This is a genomic window from Burkholderia sp. lig30, from assembly GCF_000687455.2.
In the GTDB taxonomy this organism is placed as follows: Bacteria; Pseudomonadota; Gammaproteobacteria; order Burkholderiales; family Burkholderiaceae; genus Burkholderia.
On the sequence record NZ_JGVW01000070.1, the window covers coordinates 44,373 to 60,723 of the forward strand.

The 16,351-nt window shown below is 65.6% G+C and carries 14 protein-coding genes and 2 riboswitches; of the genes, 10 read left to right on the plus strand and 4 right to left on the minus strand.

The window, feature by feature from the left end:
* The first annotated feature begins 190 nt into the window (after window positions 1-190).
* Window positions 191-691, plus strand: a complete 501-nt coding sequence (locus LIG30_RS27630; protein ID WP_162491947.1) for a hypothetical protein — start codon at window positions 191-193, stop codon at window positions 689-691.
* Here LIG30_RS27630 and LIG30_RS10605 read toward each other — a convergent pair.
* Together LIG30_RS10605 and LIG30_RS10610 are read right to left on the minus strand one after the other, a co-directional pair.
* On the minus strand, window positions 685-1,005 hold the full coding sequence (locus tag LIG30_RS10605; protein ID WP_038711928.1) for a DUF4148 domain-containing protein: 321 nt from the start codon (window positions 1,003-1,005) through the stop codon (window positions 685-687). The genes LIG30_RS27630 and LIG30_RS10605 overlap by 7 nt on opposite strands.
* Before the next feature lie 428 nt (window positions 1,006-1,433).
* Complete coding sequence (locus tag LIG30_RS10610) at window positions 1,434-1,709, minus strand: hypothetical protein (RefSeq protein ID WP_152986060.1); 276 nt, start codon at window positions 1,707-1,709, stop codon at window positions 1,434-1,436.
* On the opposite strand from LIG30_RS10610, the gene LIG30_RS10615 reads away from it, so the two are divergent.
* The 4 genes from LIG30_RS10615 to LIG30_RS10625 all read left to right on the plus strand — a co-directional run bounded on the left by LIG30_RS10615 (window position 1,708) and on the right by LIG30_RS10625 (window position 3,504).
* Window positions 1,708-1,980 carry a hypothetical protein gene (locus LIG30_RS10615; RefSeq protein WP_038711929.1) on the plus strand — a complete coding sequence of 91 codons (273 nt, stop codon included), beginning with the start codon at window positions 1,708-1,710 and terminating at the stop codon, window positions 1,978-1,980. The genes LIG30_RS10610 and LIG30_RS10615 overlap by 2 nt on opposite strands.
* 140 nt (window positions 1,981-2,120) lie before the next feature.
* Window positions 2,121-2,315 (plus strand): type II toxin-antitoxin system HicA family toxin, encoded by a 195-nt coding sequence (locus tag LIG30_RS25230; protein ID WP_012367237.1) that lies wholly within the window; start codon window positions 2,121-2,123, stop codon window positions 2,313-2,315.
* 66 nt (window positions 2,316-2,381) lie between these two features.
* Window positions 2,382-2,795, plus strand: coding sequence for a type II toxin-antitoxin system HicB family antitoxin (locus LIG30_RS10620; protein ID WP_012367238.1), 414 nt, complete (start codon window positions 2,382-2,384; stop codon window positions 2,793-2,795).
* Window positions 2,796-3,087: 292 nt separating this feature from the next.
* On the plus strand, window positions 3,088-3,504 hold the full coding sequence (locus LIG30_RS10625) for a hypothetical protein (RefSeq protein WP_038711931.1): 417 nt from the start codon (window positions 3,088-3,090) through the stop codon (window positions 3,502-3,504).
* A gap of 637 nt (window positions 3,505-4,141) precedes the next feature.
* On the opposite strand, the gene metE is transcribed toward LIG30_RS10625, so the two are convergent.
* The gene (gene metE / locus LIG30_RS10630; RefSeq protein ID WP_038711933.1) at window positions 4,142-6,436 is read right to left on the minus strand and encodes a 5-methyltetrahydropteroyltriglutamate--homocysteine S-methyltransferase; all 2,295 of its coding nucleotides are present in this window, start codon (window positions 6,434-6,436) and stop codon (window positions 4,142-4,144) included.
* 135 nt (window positions 6,437-6,571) lie between these two features.
* On the opposite strand from metE, the gene LIG30_RS10635 reads away from it, so the two are divergent.
* On the plus strand, window positions 6,572-7,480 hold the full coding sequence (locus LIG30_RS10635; RefSeq protein WP_038711934.1) for a LysR family transcriptional regulator: 909 nt from the start codon (window positions 6,572-6,574) through the stop codon (window positions 7,478-7,480).
* A gap of 44 nt (window positions 7,481-7,524) precedes the next feature.
* On the opposite strand, the gene LIG30_RS10640 is transcribed toward LIG30_RS10635, so the two are convergent.
* Window positions 7,525-8,547, minus strand: coding sequence for an ABC transporter substrate-binding protein (locus LIG30_RS10640; protein ID WP_038711935.1), 1,023 nt, complete (start codon window positions 8,545-8,547; stop codon window positions 7,525-7,527).
* Between the two features lie 137 nt (window positions 8,548-8,684).
* Window positions 8,685-8,807, minus strand: a riboswitch (guanidine-I (ykkC/yxkD leader).
* A gap of 455 nt (window positions 8,808-9,262) precedes the next feature.
* Window positions 9,263-9,398, plus strand: a riboswitch (guanidine-I (ykkC/yxkD leader).
* A 57-nt stretch (window positions 9,399-9,455) separates the two neighbouring features.
* Here LIG30_RS10640 and LIG30_RS10645 point away from each other — a divergent pair.
* Genes LIG30_RS10645 through atzF form a run of 4 tightly spaced genes read left to right on the plus strand, consistent with a single transcriptional unit; the run spans window position 9,456 to window position 16,328 of the window.
* Complete coding sequence (locus tag LIG30_RS10645; protein ID WP_038711936.1) at window positions 9,456-10,211, plus strand: urea amidolyase associated protein UAAP1; 756 nt, start codon at window positions 9,456-9,458, stop codon at window positions 10,209-10,211.
* An 11-nt stretch (window positions 10,212-10,222) separates the two neighbouring features.
* Window positions 10,223-10,879 carry an urea amidolyase associated protein UAAP2 gene (locus tag LIG30_RS10650; RefSeq protein WP_038711938.1) on the plus strand — a complete coding sequence of 219 codons (657 nt, stop codon included), beginning with the start codon at window positions 10,223-10,225 and terminating at the stop codon, window positions 10,877-10,879.
* Window positions 10,876-14,451, plus strand: a complete 3,576-nt coding sequence (uca, locus tag LIG30_RS10655) for an urea carboxylase (RefSeq protein WP_038711940.1) — start codon at window positions 10,876-10,878, stop codon at window positions 14,449-14,451. Before LIG30_RS10650 ends, uca begins: the two co-directional genes overlap by 4 nt.
* A complete protein-coding gene (gene atzF, locus LIG30_RS10660) occupies window positions 14,448-16,328 on the plus strand; it encodes an allophanate hydrolase (RefSeq protein ID WP_038711941.1) in 1,881 nt (626 codons plus the stop codon). Before uca ends, atzF begins: the two co-directional genes overlap by 4 nt.
* The last annotated feature ends 23 nt before the right edge of the window (window positions 16,329-16,351 follow it).

Consider the following 16,351-nt stretch of genomic DNA (forward strand, 5'->3'; position numbering starts at 1 on the left):
CAAGCTTGTTGCTCGCCTCGTTATTTTGATAGTAGTGCATATGATCTTGTTGTAATGGATAAGGCGGGATCGTCGGCGTGCCGTAAGGTCGGCCGCGTGAATTATTGGAGAGAGGGTGGCAGTCTATTAATGCTTTTGGCGGGAAAGGTCTTGTGCAGAATCTGGAGGAATCGGGCCGCTCGGTGTGGAGGTGATCGGACTCGATCTGTCAAAGCCGCTCGACGCGGGCGACTTTGTGCGGATCCGCCATGCTCGTCTGGACCATCATGCGCGGGTGTTGCAGGACCGAGACGCTGCGGCTGTCGCCGTGCGCACGCCGTTCCATGGCGTGCAGATCGAACGCGCGCTGGCCGGCGCGATCTTCGGCGGCGCGAACGCGCCGTTGAGCCGCCAGCTCGAGAGTGCCGGCGCGAAGCTGAATCGTGAAGTGCAGCGGGTGCCACGGCCCGTACAGCACGTGGCTGGTCACGACCAGAATGATGTGCTCGGTGCGTGCCGCCAGCGCGACGGTTTCGCGGGCCGCCGCGCGTGTCTTGCAGGGCGGCGATCTGCAACCGGCGATTGCCCGGTTTCGGCATCCGCTACCAGCGGTTTGACGCACAACCGTCCGATCACAGGCACAACGCAATGGCAGGCCACAAGCCCGGACACGGAGCATCGTCAGCGGCCGCTCGTTTACTCATGTCAATGATGTGCGTAGAGGGATCGGTGGAGATCGTGGCCAGCGGTCACGTGGCCGGCCTCCTCTGCTGTTCGTTGTGCGTAGCCATAGCCCGATTCGCCCGGCTGTGCGGCCGATTCCGGCGAATGGATGCGTGCCTCGGCCTGCTGTATTGATTGCGGGTAATGGTTGTCCTTTTGCACGGGGTTATAACCCGCTTCTTCGATCTGAACGAGCTGCGCCTCGACTTGTCCTCGAGTCAATCCCTCGTTTTGGGAGTGGGCGGATGCGAGTGCCGGCGTGATTGCTGTCGCGATCGCGATGACGCTGATGAAGAATTTCATGATAGGGGCCTCCAGTAGTCCAGGGCGGCAATTGAGCAGTCGCTGTTGCCGTGAAATCAGGATGCGCCGCCCAAGCTGAAGACAGCCTTAACTACTTTGGCTCAATTGCATGGTGGGTTTCTTCCGGGGGGGCGTGTCCCTCGCGATTCGACGGCGTCGTCGGGAGGTCGGCGCGTTTTCGTGTACGCCAGTTTGGCATGTAAATCGTGCTGTTGTGATAAGAAAACTTATCTTGCCAGTTTGATATTGAGGCCATGCTGTCGCGTCGGGATGCGCCGCCCACGCAACTAAAGTTGTGTCTAAATTTCAAGGAAAGTTGTATCTACGGCCGTGCGACCGCCGGTCGGCGCCATGGGAAGCGGGATACGTGGCCCGAACCGATGCCGTGACCCGCGCGCGTCGGCCGGGCAGGCTGGCCGGGGGAACAGTCAGGCCGCGTAATTCCGGTAGCCGAACCAGGCGGCCAGCGCGAGTGACGCCAGCCACACCACGCCGGTCACGACGGCCGTCCCACGGCTGACGGGGCGTTCGGCGGCCAGCGCAGCCGCGGCGCGATGTTCAGCCATGATTCCAGGCGGCACGAGGTTGATCGCGGCCAGGATGCCGAACGGCACCAGGATCGCGCCATCGAGTAGCCCGATCACCGGGATAAAGTGGGGGATGAGCTCAACCAGCGAAGGCCAAACGAAGGCCACCGTGGTCATGGCATGGATCCGCGATTGTGAGGCCGACTCGCCGCGTTTGATCTTCGAACTGGATGAGCAACAACGTGGCGCCCGGTGCAACTGCGAATGCGTCAGTTGCGGCACGCCGCTCGACGCGGTCAACGCAGCGCGGGACACTTTTCAGCTACGGCCGCACTTCCGGCACCCTGAAGGCACCCCAAGGCATTCCTGCGTGGAGACGACGGCCCGTATGGCGCTGCTCCACGAGCTGGAAATCCTTTTCCAGGCCGACGTCGCGACGCCCAAGTGACCGGACTCAGCAGGGATTTTTACACACCGGATACACAAACTTTCCTTGCATTCCTCTGCGGTGCGTATAGGATACACACTAGGTCAGGAGAAAAGGGGTGTGTATGGCGACAGCTTTGGCGAAGGATATGGTGCGGCGTTATGGATTCGAGAACAGTGATACGGCGGCTTGAGCAGGATGGGTGGGTGCAGAAGCGGGTGAAGGGGAGTCATCATCACTTCAGGCACCCCAGCAAGCCAGGCACGGTAACGGTGCCGCATCCAGAGAAAGACCTCACGATTGCGACGCTGAAAAGCATCGAGAGGCAATCTGGTTTAACACTCACCGGGCAGTAAGGCTGGTGGCTACAACGGACCCCGAGGGCCGCAACCGGTCAGCGGGTTCCAAACAAGGAGTTGGATGTGAGATTTTTCGTTGCTGTCGACAAGCAAGAGGGCACCGATTATGGCGTTGTCGTACCGGATTTTCCGGGCTGCAACTCATGGGGAACGACGCTCGAACAAGCGCTCGAAAACACGCAAGAGGCTATCGAGGGATGGGTTGAAACTTCCGTCGAGGCGGGGGACGAAGTTCGCTTCGAGCCCACGTCGTTTGAGGAACTTCGCGACAACCCAGACTATGCCGGCTCATTTTGGGCTGTCGTAGACATTGATCCTTCGAAATTTGATATGAAGCCAGAGCGTGTGAATATAAGTTTGCCACGCTTCGTGCTTACACAGATTGACGCCTTCGCGGAGGCCCACAAGGAAACGCGTAGCGGCTTTCTTGTTCGTGCGGCACTAGAAGCCATTCGGCACGAGCAGACAGCCGTCTGATCGAAAAAGCCCCGCCGGAGTGGGGCATGGGGTATCCGTGCTTGGCCTACTTGGGTTCGGCCTGATCCGGGTCGCATAGCAGGGACGTAATGCCGTCGAGATCGACTCATTCGATTGCACGCCGAACCCTGCCGTATTATCGGCAGCGAACTCCTATGCCGCGATTAGCATCAGTGGGGAGACTCGGTGGCGTACCGGAACTGTAAGGCCGCAGTGGCCACTGCCAGCGCTGCGGGAGGAGCCTCTTAAGGCTGCGATTGTTGACGCTATTCACGCTCTGGCCGAACCCATCATGCAAGACTGGACTGCGCATGACCTCGATGCCGCCATCGAAACGCTGAAGAAGTTGTTGCCAGACCAGCCGGCCAAGACGTCGACAATCGTTCCTCGCGTGCAGCAGTCAATCGATGTCCTGACCGAATGGTCGTCCCATATCAGGTCGCCCGCTCCCGAAGACATCGAAGGTGTTCGAGATATTGTCTTGAAAGCGCTTCCCACGTTCGTGTACTACTCGAGCTATGGAAATCTGGACTCGGAAATTTATCTCCCTCATGTGGTCCAGAATCTTGAGAGAAAGGATCTGGGAGCCAAGGAGGCGGCGAAAGCTCGGATGGGTACAGCTCTTCGCCCGGTTCGAGCCGTCCGACAATTGAGGCTCGATTCGCTCACAGTGGCCGGCATTCGAACGCCAGCGCCAGGCGCCAACTGACGCGTCGCCCAATGGCCGCAGAACGGCGGTTGTAGCTAGAAAGCCGCCTTTTGGCTGGACGAACCGTTTCGGGTTGCGAACCGCTTTTCGCACGGCTCTGCAACGGCTACTCAATGTTGTGCGGAGTTGTTTGCAGGCATCGGCGAACGGCACGACAACTATCCGGTTTATCACGCCAGCGCGATTGGGGCGCCAACCTGGCCGATGGGAAAACGCGCCCATCCTCGACCGCCCCCAACGCCATCGGCTTTCCGGATGCCAGCGCTGGCCGTCGAGCTCGTCGGCCATCGTCGTCAGGGCAGATGGACGGGACGTCATCCGCACATCGAATAATTCTGCCGCGTCCGGCACAGCAAAGATCGGCTTATGTACTCACCCTGCTACTTGGCTGGGAGAGCGACGCGGAGCGCCGCACGCGTGGCACGATGCGTGTGCCATCGCCGTGGTGGGCATCGGAGAGGGGGAGATCCGGCGGGCGAACCGCGTGGTCATGCGTGCGATGCCGCCCCGCTTCGGCCAATCCGGGAATGCGCAGCAGTCAGCGGCGAGCGCATGGTGCAGTGCATAACAAACGACTTTACTTGTGTAAGCGGTGGTGGCCTCGCGTCGGCTGGCGCCGCCGCAAGGCCGTGCCGCGTTACCGTACCTGGCTGCGCAGCACCTTCGCCGCGCTGACCATGTTCGTCAGCGCCGGCATCACCTCGGCCCACTGGCGGGTCTTCAGGCCGCAGTCCGGGTTCACCCACAGCCGCTCCGCCGGAACGCGCTCTGCCGCCTTCTTCATCAGGCCGACGATGTGCTGTTCGGTCGGGATGTTCGGCGAGTGGATATCGTAGACGCCCGGTCCGATCTCGTTCGGATACTTGAAGTGGTCGAATGCGTCGAGCAACTCCATGTCCGAGCGCGACGTCTCGATCGTGATCACGTCTGCATCCATATCGGCAATCGACGCGATGATGTCGTTGAACTCCGAATAGCACATGTGGGTGTGGATCTGCGTTTCGTCGCGCACGCCGTTCGCGGTGATGCGGAACGATTCGACCGCCCAGCCCAGATACTCTGCCCACTGCGAGCGGCGCAGCGGCAGGCCCTCGCGCAGCGCCGCTTCGTCAATCTGGATCACCTTGACGCCGGCCTTCTCGAGGTCGAGCACTTCCTCGCGAATCGCGAGCGCGAGCTGATGGCACGACACCGAGCGCGGCTGGTCGTCACGGACGAACGACCAGTTCAGGATCGTCACCGGGCCGGTCAGCATCCCCTTCATCGGCTTCTTCGTCAGCGACTGCGCGTACGTGATCCATTCGACGGTCATCGCCTTCGGGCGGCTGATGTCGCCGAACAGGATCGGCGGTTTCACGCAGCGCGATCCGTACGACTGCACCCAGCCGAACTGGCTGAACGCGTAGCCGTGCAACTGCTCGCCGAAGTATTCGACCATGTCGTTTCGTTCGGCTTCGCCGTGCACGAGCACGTCCAGCCCGAGCGCTTCCTGTTCGCGTACGCTGCGCGCGATTTCCGCATGCATCTCGGCCTTGTAGCCCGCCTCGTCGAGCGTGCCACGCTTGTATTCGCTGCGCGCGTGACGGATGTCGGCGGTCTGCGGGAACGAACCGATCGTGGTGGTCGGGAACGCCGGCAGTTTCAGCAGCGCCGCCTGCTTCGGTGCGCGCAGTGCATAAGCGCTCATGCGCTTGCCAAGCGCGGCGTCGATCTTTGCGACCGCGGCTTTCACGGCGGGGTTGTTCACGCGCGGCGACTCGCGGCGCGCGTTGATTGCTGCCGCGTTCGCCGCGAGCGCATCGGCGACGGCTTCGCGGCCGTCGTTCAGTGCGGTTGCCAGCACCTTCAGCTCGTCGAGCTTCTGCAGCGCGAACGCGAGCCATGAACGGATCTCGGCGTCGAGCTTCTGTTCGCTCGCCAGATCGACCGGGACGTGCAGCAGCGAGCACGACGGCGCAATCCACAGCCGCTCGCCGAGCTGCGTCGCGAGCGGTTCGAGCCAGTCGAGCGTCGCGATCAGGTCGGTCTTCCAGATATTCCGGCCGTTGATCACGCCGACCGACAGCACGCGGTCCGCCGGCAACTCGCGAGCGAGCGTCGCGATTTCGTCGCGCGCATTGATCGCGTCGATGTGCAGGCCGTCGACGGGCAGCGAGCAGGCGAGCGCGAGATTCTCGCGCAACTGGCCGAAATACGTGGCGAGCAGCAGCTTGATCCGTCGCGTCTCCAGCGCGGCATAAGCGGTCTTCACGGCTTCTTGCCACGGGGCACCGAGTTCGGTGACGAGCACCGGTTCATCGATCTGGACCCACTCGACACCCTGAGCCGTCAACGTATCCAGCAGCGCGCCATAGACGGGCAGCAGCTTCGGCAGCAAGGCAAGGCGATCCGAATCGTCCTTCGCCTTGCCGAGCCACAGGTACGTCACGGGGCCGATGATCACGGGTTTTGCGTTGACACCCAGTTCGCGTGCTTCGCCAAGCTGCTGGAGGAGTCGCGACGGGTCGAGCGTGAAGTTCGTGTCGGCGTGGAATTCCGGGACGATGTAGTGATAGTTGGTGTCGAACCACTTCGTCATTTCGCCCGCCGCGACGCCGCCGCAGCATGCCGCGTGCTCTTCCGCCGACTGGGCCGAGCGACCGCGCGCCACGCGGAAGGAGTTGTCGATGGCATCGCCCTGGAAGCCCTGGACGCGCCTGGGCAGATTGCCAAGCGTAAAGCTCATGTCCAGAACCTGATCGTAGAACGCGAAATCGCCGACCGGCGCGAGATCCAGATCGCGCTGGTTGTCCCAGTGACGCCGGCGCAGCTGTGCGCCGAGCGCCTTCAGTTCGTCGCGTGACGATTCGCCTTTCCAGTAGCGTTCGAGGCCGAACTTGAGTTCGCGTTTTGCGCCGATGCGCGGAAAGCCGAGGTTGTGCGTGGTGACCATAGGTGCTGCCGTCCGATGAAAAATCACGAGGAAAAAGACTGGCAGCGATGATAGGATGCTCGACCCATGAAGAATAATGGAATTAATTCATGTATCCATTAATATTGTTCATGTGAAATTTATCCGGTTGCCCATATGCTCGAACGTATCCACCTTGTAATCATCCGCGAAGTTGCCCGCCAGGGCTCCCTGACGGCCGCCGCCAACACGCTGTTTCTGACCCAGTCCGCGCTCAGTCATGCCGTCAGGAAAATCGAGCAGCAGCTGGGCACGCCAATCTGGGACCGCGACGGACGCAGCCTGCGACTGACGCAGGCAGGGCAGTATCTGCTCTCGCTCGCGGAACGGCTTCTCCCCCAGTTCGAGCATGCGGAAGCGCGGATGAAGCAGTACGCGGACGGCGAACGTGGCACGCTGCGGATCGGGATGGAGTGCCATCCGTGCTACCAGTGGCTGCTCAAGGTGGTGTCGCCGTATCTGGCGCGCTGGCCGGACGTCGATGTGGACGTCAAGCAGCGGTTCCAGTTCGGTGGCATCGGCGCACTCATCGGCTACGACATCGATGTGCTCGTGACACCCGATCCGCTGAAAAAGCCGGGCCTGCGCTTCGATCCCGTGTTCGATTACGAACAGGTGCTGGTCGTCGCCGAGCAGCATCGCCTGGCAGGTGTCGGTTACGTCAGGCCGGAGCAGCTCGCGGACGAGATCCTGATCACGTACCCGGTCGAAACCGACCGGCTGGACATCTATACGCAATTCCTCACGCCGGCCGGCATCGCCCCCAAACGGCACAAGACGATCGAGACCACGGACATCATGCTGCAGATGGTGGCGAGCGATCGCGGCGTCGCGGCGCTACCGCGCTGGCTCGCTGACGAATACGCCGATCGCATGCCGGTGGTGAGCGTCAAGCTCGGCAAGGACGGCATCGCCAAGCAGATCTTTCTCGGCACGCGCGACGCGGATGCGTCGATCGAATATCTCGGATCGTTTGTCGAGATGGCGGGCGGCGCCCATTGGCGGGCACCGCGGATGCGGCGCTGAAGCTGTGCGGGGCGACGCGCCGTTTCGCGCCGCCCCGCAGAATGTCAATGCGCGTTGGTGAGCGCCGGATCGATGTACGCGTCGACGTCCTGAGACTGCTTGTAGACCGCGTTGCGCACGTTGAACGCATTGGCGTTGCGGGTCGAGCCGTAGATCGAATCGAGCCCGTCGCCCTTGCGGAATGCCTGTCTGGCGGCGGCCGCATCGAGCAGGTGCGTGCCCTTGAGCAGCGGCAGGTATTGCTCGGGCTTGAGGCCGACACGCGCGGACATGATTCGGACCGCGTCCGCCTGCGTATTCGGATCGTTGATGTACGCGACGCAGCGATACCAGACCTTCGTCACCTTGGCCCAGTCGGCTTTGCGGGAGGCGAGGCTGGTCGGCGTGACGGTGATCGCGTCGTAAATCAGGCCGGGCGCGTCCGCCGACGTGAAGATCGCCCGCGCGCCCGGCGCGCGCCTGAGCGCCTCGCCGGCGTTCGGCTGCCACGCGGCGACCGCCGCGATGTCGCTCGACGAGCCGAGCACTTGCGGCAGCTCGTTGGTTTTCGCGTTGACGAGCTTGACGTCGGTGTCCTTCAGCCCGTGCTTCTGCAATGCCGTCTCGAGCAGCAGGTGGTCGACGAGGCCGAGTTCGACACCGACCTTCTTTCCCTTCAGGCCTTCGACGGTGCGCAGCGGCGGTTTCGCGACGATCATGTCGTTGCCCGCGGAATAGTCGGTCAGCAGGATCATCACGTTCCTGGCACCCGACGCGCCCGTCACGAGCGCGTCACCATTCGTGACCGCGACCGCATCGAGTTTGCCCGCGGAGAACGCATCGATCGACGCCGAATAATCGAACCACTCGAAGTCGACGTCGACGCCGGCCTCCTTGAACCAGCCTTTGTCGAGCGCGACCTGGAACGCGACCCAGCCGGGCCAGTCGCTGTAGCCGATTTTCAGCGGCGCGGCCGCGTGTGCGGCGGGCGCGGCGAGCAGGGTGCCGGCGAGCGCGACGGCGCCGCATGCGCGGCGGACGGAACGGGAGGACAGCAGGCGGTGGAACGGGGAGGCGAGGCGCGTCATCGTTTTCTCCAGGAGACCGGGAATGCAAGGGTTCGTGAAGGACCGCGCGCTTGCGCGATCCCGCGACATGACCGGTTCCTGCGGATGCGGGACGAAACGCCGGCCACGGAGAGGCACGATGGCCGCCGCCATCGCCGATCTCCCGGGCTTTTGTCCCGCCGTGTAGCGCGCATCCACCCGGCCTGACGGCCGCCTGAAAACGCGCCGGGCTGCTCTCGGACCAGACGTTCTGACGAACCGGAACCCTAGCATCCCTAAGATGCGACGCCGCCGCACCTCTCGATGCCGGGGTGAGCGAGAAGCGTGCCAGTCATGCGGCGCGCGTTGGCCGGCAGCGGCGCTTCAACCGGCGATCAGCGACGGCGCGCGGGCCGCTGCAGTTCGATGAAACGGGCGGAAAGCAATGCGGCGAGTACGCGCCGCAACGTGTCGAGTCTGTTCATGAGCGCTTGAAGTCGAGAGGAAGATGCAGGTGACGAGCAATGGCCATGCCATTGCGGCAGCGCACGCGAAGCCCGGGCTTCGTCGCCCCGCATTGGTGCGCGTCGCGTTCGTCTGGTGCGCGATGCGCCCCGTGCGGGGGCGGGCCGACCGCCGATTCATCCGGCGTGACACGGCGCCACGCGTGCGGCGCCGCCGCAATTGCACATATCGCATGTGCTGGCACGCAAATCGCTTCATCGGCCTGCGAGAGGTGCGAAGCAATTTGCATCATCTTCAGGATCGCTAGGGTTCCGGTCGCGCGGCACACATTGCCGTGCGATGCCTGGTCCGAGAGCAATCCGGTCTTGCCGCCTTCCTCGACGAGAGGAATCGACGAGGCTCCACGGAGGGATAAAAGCCCGGGAGGTCGCGATGTCGTTCGGTCGCCCTCTCACGCTTTTTCTCAACCGATCCGAGGAGCCGTCATGTCGTCGAGCCCCCAAGCCTTTCTTGCCCCGCTTGCGCACGTCGCGTGGGAAACCATCCTGCCCGCCGGCGCGCACTGGTCCGGTATCCTGCGCCGCGGCATGGCGCTGCGCGTCGTCGATCCCGACGGCGGCGCGAACCTGTCAGCGGTCTTCCATCGTCAGGAAGATCCGCTCGAACGCTACAACATGGCCGATACGCTGAAGGCCCAGCACACCGCGCACCTGACGCGCGGTCATGCGCTTTACACGGACATGGGCCGCGTGATCGCGTCGATGACGGCCGATACGCTCGGCTGGCACGACGCGCTCGGCGGTGTCGGCGATGCGCGGTTGTTCGCGCGCAAGTACGGCGCATCGTCGTACCAGGCCGATCGCAACGCGATGATCCGCAACGGCCGCGACAGCCTCGTGCTGGAGCTGGCGAAATACGGGCTGTCCGCGCGCGATCTTGCCGCGAACGTCAATTTCTTCAGCAAGGTCGCGCCCGGCGACGACGGCTCGCTCGACTACGTGACGGGCCATTCGCCGGCGGGCAGCGCGTTCGATCTGCGCTTCGAGATGAACACGCTGGCCGCGTTCTCGACCGCGCCGCACCCTCTCGATCCGAATCCCGCCTATGCGCCGAAGCCGGTGAAGCTGATCGCGTATCGCGCATATCCGGCCGACGCCGTCATACCCGCCGACGATCCGTGCCGCAGCGCGTGCGCGGAAAACGAGCGCGGCTTCACCAACACCGACCGATTGTTCGCCTGAGGAGCACCGCCATGCCGATTATCGAAAGCACCCTCGACACGCAGCATGCGGTGTACGACTTCACGCTGAACGCGGGCGACCCCTGGCTGCACGAGGTCAGGCGCGGGCAGGTGTTCCGCATCCTCGATCTCGAAGGCAACCAGGCGGTCGATACGCTGTTCTATCGCACCGACGATCCCGAAGAGCGCTACAGCGCGCAGGACACGATCCGCGAGCAGCGCAACCTGTACCTGAGCGCGGGCAGCGTGCTGCTGTCGAATCTCGGCAATCCGATGATGACGATCGTCGCCGACACCTGCGGACGCCACGACACCCTCGGCGGCGCGTGCGCGGCCGAGAGCAACACGGTCCGTTATGCGCTCGACAAGCACCACATGCACAACTGCCGCGACAGCTTCCTGAACGCGATCTCGCATTGCACGTGCGGTGCCGGCGCGCAACTCACGAAGCGGGACATCGTCAGCAACATCAATTTCTTCATGAACGTGCCGGTTACGCCGCTCGGCCGGCTCACATTCGAGGACGGCATCTCGGCGCCCGGCAAATATGTCGAGATGCGCGCGGAGATGGATGTCACGGTGCTGATCTCGAATTGCCCGCAGCTCAACAATCCGTGCAACGGCTACAACCCGACGCCGGTGCGCCTGACGATCTGGGAGGCGCAATGAGACTGGCGAAAGTGCTCGTCGCGAATCGCGGCGAAATCGCGTGCCGCGTCATCCGCACGCTGAAGCGGCTCGGCATCGCATCGGTCGCGATCTACTCGGAAGCCGATCGCGACGCGCGCCATGTGGCGCTCGCCGACGAGGCGGTGTGCGTCGGCCCGGCGCCGGCGGCCGACAGCTACCTGAACGTCGCCGCGATCCTGGACGCGGCGCGCGCGACGGGCGCGCAGGCGGTGCATCCGGGCTACGGTTTCCTGTCCGAGAATCCCGGCTTCGCCGACGCGTGCGAAGCGGCCGGCCTGCGCTTCATCGGGCCGCGCGGCGACCAGATGCGCGCGTTCGGCCTCAAGCACACGGCGCGCGAACTGGCGCGCGAGCAGGGCGTTGTGCTGCTGCCCGGCACGAGCCTGTTGCCCGACGTCGAGACGGCGCTCGTCGAAGCCGAAGCGATCGGCTATCCGCTGATGCTGAAAAGCACCGCGGGCGGCGGCGGCATCGGCATGTCGCTGTGCCGTGATGCCGCCCAGCTCGAAGCCGCATTCGAGACGGTCGTGCGGCTCGGCAGCGCGAATTTCGCGCATGCGGGCGTCTACCTCGAGAAATTCGTCGAACAGGCGCGGCACATCGAAGTGCAGATCTTCGGCGACGGGCGCGGCGGCGTGATCGCGCTCGGCGAACGCGACTGCTCGGTGCAGCGGCGCAACCAGAAGGTCATCGAGGAAACGCCCGCGCCCGGCCTGACCGATGCAGAGCGCAACGCGCTGCATGCGAGCGCGGTGAGGCTCGCGCGCGCGGTCGGCTACGCATCGGCCGGCACCGTCGAATTCGTGTTCGACGAGACTGCGCGGCAGTTCTATTTCCTCGAGGTGAACGCGCGGCTGCAGGTCGAGCACTGCGTGACCGAGGAAGTCACCGGCATCGACCTCGTCGAATGGATGATCCTGCAGGCAGAAGGCGACCTGCCGCCGCTCGACACGCTCGCAGTCGCGCCGCGTGGCGCAAGCATCCAGGTGCGCCTCTACGCCGAGGATCCGAACAAGCAGTTCCAGCCCAGCGCGGGCGTGTTGACGCATGTCGCGTTTCCGGACGCGGCGCGCGTCGAGACGTGGGTCGATGCCGGCACGGAAATCAGCCCGTTCTACGATCCGCTGCTCGCGAAGCTCATCGTAAGCGGCGACACGCGCGAGCACGCGCTCTCGGCGCTGCGCGACGCGCTCGACGGCACCGAGCTGTACGGAATCGAGACCAATCTCGACTACCTGCGCGCGATTGCCGGTTCCGACACGTTCGCGCGCGGCGCGCAAACGACCGCGTTCCTGTCGCGCTTCGCGTTCGCGCCGCACACCATCGACGTGCTCGATGGCGGCGTGCAGACGACCGTCCAGCAGACGCCCGGGCGAATCGGTTACTGGGACGTCGGCGTGCCGCCGTCGGGGCCGATGGACGACCGCGCGTTCGATCTCGCGAACGCGCTGCTCGGCAATCCGCGCGACGCGGCCGGACTCGAATTCACGATGGTCGGGGCGACGCTGCGTTTCAATACGGCGACGCTGTTCGTGCTCGGCGGCGCGCCGCTCGCGGCCACGCTCGACGGCGTGCCCGCGCCGTTCTGGCAGGTGCTGCGCGCCGCGCCGGGCGCCGTGCTGAAGCTCGGCGGCGTGACGGGAGCGGGCGTGCGCGCGTGCCTCGCGGTGAAGGGCGGCCTGCAGGTGCCCGACTACCTCGGCAGCAAGGCGACCTTCACGCTCGGCCAGTTCGGCGGGCACGCGGGCCGCGCGCTGCGCAAGGGGGACGTGCTGCATCTGCCCGCGGGGGCGGGGCGAGGCGAAGCGGGCGCGACGCTCGACGTGGCCGAGCGTCCGGTGCTCACGCATGCCTGGACGCTCGGCGTGCTCGACGGCCCGCACGGCGCGCCGGATTTTTTCACGGCGGACGATATCGCGATGCTCTACGACACGCGCTGGACCGTCCACTACAACTCGAGCCGCACCGGCGTGCGGCTGATCGGCCCGAAGCCGCAATGGGCGCGCGCGGACGGCGGCGAAGCGGGCCTGCACCCGTCGAACATCCACGACAACGCGTATGCGATCGGCGCGGTCGATTTCACCGGCGACATGCCGGTGATCCTCGGGCCGGACGGGCCGAGTCTCGGCGGATTCGTCTGCCCGGTGACGGTCGTGCGCGACGAGCTATGGAAGCTCGGCCAGTTGCGGCCGGGCGACACCGTGCAGTTCGCGCGCGTCGCGCAACCGGCGATGGCGCCGGCGGGGGGCGAGATCGCGCCGCACGGCTGCGTGCTGTATCGCGATCCGTCCGCCGGCGACGGGACCGGCGTCGTCTACCGCCGGTCGGGCGATCGCAACGTGCTGATCGAATACGGCCCGCTCGCGCTCGACCTGAACCTGCGTTTTCGCGTGCATGCGCTGATGTGCTGGCTCGATGCGCACCGGCTGCCCGGCATGCTCGACCTGACGCCCGGCATCCGTTCGCTGCAGGTGCAGTTCGACGATCGCGTGCTGTCGCTCGACACGCTGCTCGCGCATCTGCGGCAGGCCGAGCGCGCGTTGCCCGGCGTCGCCGAGATGCGGGTGCCGAATCGAATCGTGCATCTGCCGTTGTCGTGGGACGACCCGTCGACCCGCGTCGCCATCGAGCGCTACATGCAGTCGGTGCGCCCTGACGCGCCGTGGTGCCCGAGCAACATCGAGTTCATCCGCCGCATCAACGGCCTGTCGGGCATCGACGACGTGAAGCGGATCGTGTTCGACGCGCGCTATCTCGTGATGGGGCTCGGCGACGTCTACCTCGGCGCGCCGGTCGCGACGCCGATCGATCCCAGGCACCGCCTCGTGACGACGAAGTACAACCCTGCGCGCACGTGGACGCCGGAAAACGCGGTCGGCATCGGCGGCGCCTATCTGTGCGTGTATGGCATGGAAGGCCCGGGCGGCTATCAGTTCGTCGGCCGCACCGTGCAGATGTGGAACCGCTATCGCACGACACCCGAGTTCGAAGCCGGCAAGCCGTGGCTGCTGCGCTTCTTCGACGAGATCCGTTTCTACGAGGTGAGCGAGGCCGAGCTGACGGCGCTGCGCGAGGATTTCGCGGCCGGTCGCGCCAGCCTGAAGATCGAGGAATCGGTGTTCGATCTCGCCGAATACAACCGCTTCCTGCGCGACGAAGCGCAATCGATCGCCGCGTTCAAGTCGACGCAGCAGGCGGCGTTCGACGCCGAACGCGAGCGCTGGCGCGCGGCGGGGCAGGCCGACTATGCGGGCGACGCCGGCGGCGGCGCCGACGATGGCGCGGCATCGGCGAGCGAGGAACTTACCGCCGCGCAGCGCGGAATTACCGCCGACGTATCGGGCTCCGTATGGAAGGTCCTCGTCGAGGCAGGCGCGCGTGTCGCCGAAGGGCAAGTGGTCGCCATTCTCGAATCGATGAAGATGGAGGTGTCCGTGGCAGCGACGGAAGATGGCGTGATCGAGTCGATCGACTGCGCGCCCGGCACGGCGGTGACCGCCGGCCAACGGCTGATGGTGATGCGGGCGGATGCCGCCGAGGAGGTCGCATGAGCATGCCCGATCATGGCGAGATGCCGGATCTGCGCTCGCTGGCCGCGCTGCGCCAGTGCTACACCGAGGGCAGCCTGACGCCGCGGGCGCTGGTCGACGCGATCGCCGCGCGTTTCGCGCAGGGTGATCCGCATCATGCGTGGATCCGCCCGCTCACGCATGACGAAATGACGTGCTACGCGGCGGCGCTCGACGGACGCAACATCGCCACGCTGCCGCTGTTCGGCGTGCCGTTCGCGATCAAGGACAACATCGATCTCGCCGGCATTCCGACGACCGCGGCCTGCCCGGCCTATGCATACACGCCGGCGCGCAGCGCGCCCGTCGTCGAGCGCCTGATCGCGGCGGGCGCGATTCCGGTCGGCAAGACGAACCTCGACCAGTTCGCCACCGGCCTGTCCGGCCAGCGCTCGCCGTATGGCGCGTGCCGCAACGCGCTCGATCCGCGCTACGCGTCGGGCGGCTCGAGTTCCGGTTCGGCGGTCGCCGTCGCGCTCGGGATCGCCGCGTTCTCGCTCGGCACCGATACGGCCGGTTCGGGCCGCGTGCCGGCCGCGTTCCACGGGCTCGTCGGGCTGAAGCCGACGAAGGGCGTGTTGAGCACGCTTGGCGTCGTGCCCGCCTGCCGGTCGCTCGATTGCGTGTCGGTGTTCGCGCACACGCCGGCCGACGCACAGGCGGTGTTCGATGTCGCGCGCGGCGTGACGGCGGGCGATCCGTATGCGCGCGAATGGCAGCCGCTTTTGGCCGCATCGGGCATTGCCTGCGGCTCGCCGATGCTGAGCCGCATGCGCTTCGGCACGCCGCGCCGGGATCAGCTCGAATTCTTCGGCGACGAATCGTACCGGCTCGCCTACGACGCAGCCGTCGCGCGTCTGCGCGGGAGCGGCGCACACGTTGTCGAGATCGACTTCATGCCGTTCCTCGACACCGCGCGGCTCTTGTACGACGGGCCGTGGGTCGCCGAGCGGCTCGCGGCGCTCGGCACGTTCATGGCGCGGCAGCCCGACGCATTGCATCCGGTGATCCGCGACATCGTCGGCGGCGCGGCCCGCTTCAGCGCCGCCGACGCGTTCGCGGCGTTCGACCGGCTCGCTACCTTGCGAATGGAGGCCGCGCGCGTCTGGGAACGCATCGATGCCATCGTGATGCCGACCTCCGCGACGACCGCAACGGTTGCCGAGCTGGAGGCGGATCCGGTCGGCGTCAATGCGCGGTTCGGCTATTACACGAACTTCGTCAACCTGCTCGACCTGTCGGCGATCGCGGTGCCGGCGGGCACGTGCGCAACCGGACGTCATGCGGGGCTGCCGTTCGGCATCACGTTCGTCGGCCGCGCACACGACGATGCGATGCTGCTGGGGTTGGCGCAGGCGTGGCTCGATGAACAACCGGGTGGCGGCGCAAGCGGCGAGGGCGCGCGTTCGGAGGCCGGCGCGCGCGCGGGCGCGATCGCCGATGCCGGCGGCTTCGTGCGTGTCGCCGTCGTCGGCGCCCATTTGCGCGGCGAACCGCTGAACTGGCAGCTCACGCAGCGCAGCGCGCGTTTCGTCGCCGAGACGACGACCGCGGCGGCGTATCGCCTGCATGCGCTGCCGGCCGCCGCGTCGGGCGGCGTCGCGAAGCCCGGCCTCGTGCGCGTCGCCGAAGACGGCGCCGCGGTCGCGGTCGAGCTCTGGGACATGCCCGTCGCGGGGTACGGCAGCTTCGTTGCCGGGATCGCGGCGCCGCTCGGCATCGGCACGCTGACGCTTGCCGACGGCGCGCAAGTCCAGGGCTTTCTTTGCGAAAGCGCCGCGCTCGGCGGCGCCGAGGACATCACGCGGTTCGGCGGCTGGCGAGCCTATCGCGCAAGCCTCGCGCCGGCACCGAGATGAACGCGACGCCGCGCGTCCGGCAA

What these genes read in the sequence shown, in the direction of transcription:
- LIG30_RS10605 (WP_038711928.1), bottom strand. Translation starts at nt 1,005, where the DNA reads ATGAAATTCTTCATCAGCGTCATCGCGATCGCGACAGCAATCACGCCG.
- LIG30_RS10615 (WP_038711929.1), top strand. Translation starts at nt 1,708, where the DNA reads ATGGCATGGATCCGCGATTGTGAGGCCGACTCGCCGCGTTTGATCTTC.
- LIG30_RS10610 (WP_152986060.1), bottom strand. Translation starts at nt 1,709, where the DNA reads ATGACCACGGTGGCCTTCGTTTGGCCTTCGCTGGTTGAGCTCATCCCC.
- LIG30_RS25230 (WP_012367237.1), top strand. Translation starts at nt 2,121, where the DNA reads ATGGATTCGAGAACAGTGATACGGCGGCTTGAGCAGGATGGGTGGGTG.
- LIG30_RS10625 (WP_038711931.1), top strand. Translation starts at nt 3,088, where the DNA reads ATGCAAGACTGGACTGCGCATGACCTCGATGCCGCCATCGAAACGCTG.
- metE (WP_038711933.1), bottom strand. Translation starts at nt 6,436, where the DNA reads ATGGTCACCACGCACAACCTCGGCTTTCCGCGCATCGGCGCAAAACGC.
- LIG30_RS10635 (WP_038711934.1), top strand. Translation starts at nt 6,572, where the DNA reads ATGCTCGAACGTATCCACCTTGTAATCATCCGCGAAGTTGCCCGCCAG.
- LIG30_RS10640 (WP_038711935.1), bottom strand. Translation starts at nt 8,547, where the DNA reads ATGACGCGCCTCGCCTCCCCGTTCCACCGCCTGCTGTCCTCCCGTTCC.
- LIG30_RS10645 (WP_038711936.1), top strand. Translation starts at nt 9,456, where the DNA reads ATGTCGTCGAGCCCCCAAGCCTTTCTTGCCCCGCTTGCGCACGTCGCG.
- LIG30_RS10650 (WP_038711938.1), top strand. Translation starts at nt 10,223, where the DNA reads ATGCCGATTATCGAAAGCACCCTCGACACGCAGCATGCGGTGTACGAC.
- uca (WP_038711940.1), top strand. Translation starts at nt 10,876, where the DNA reads ATGAGACTGGCGAAAGTGCTCGTCGCGAATCGCGGCGAAATCGCGTGC.
- atzF (WP_038711941.1), top strand. Translation starts at nt 14,448, where the DNA reads ATGAGCATGCCCGATCATGGCGAGATGCCGGATCTGCGCTCGCTGGCC.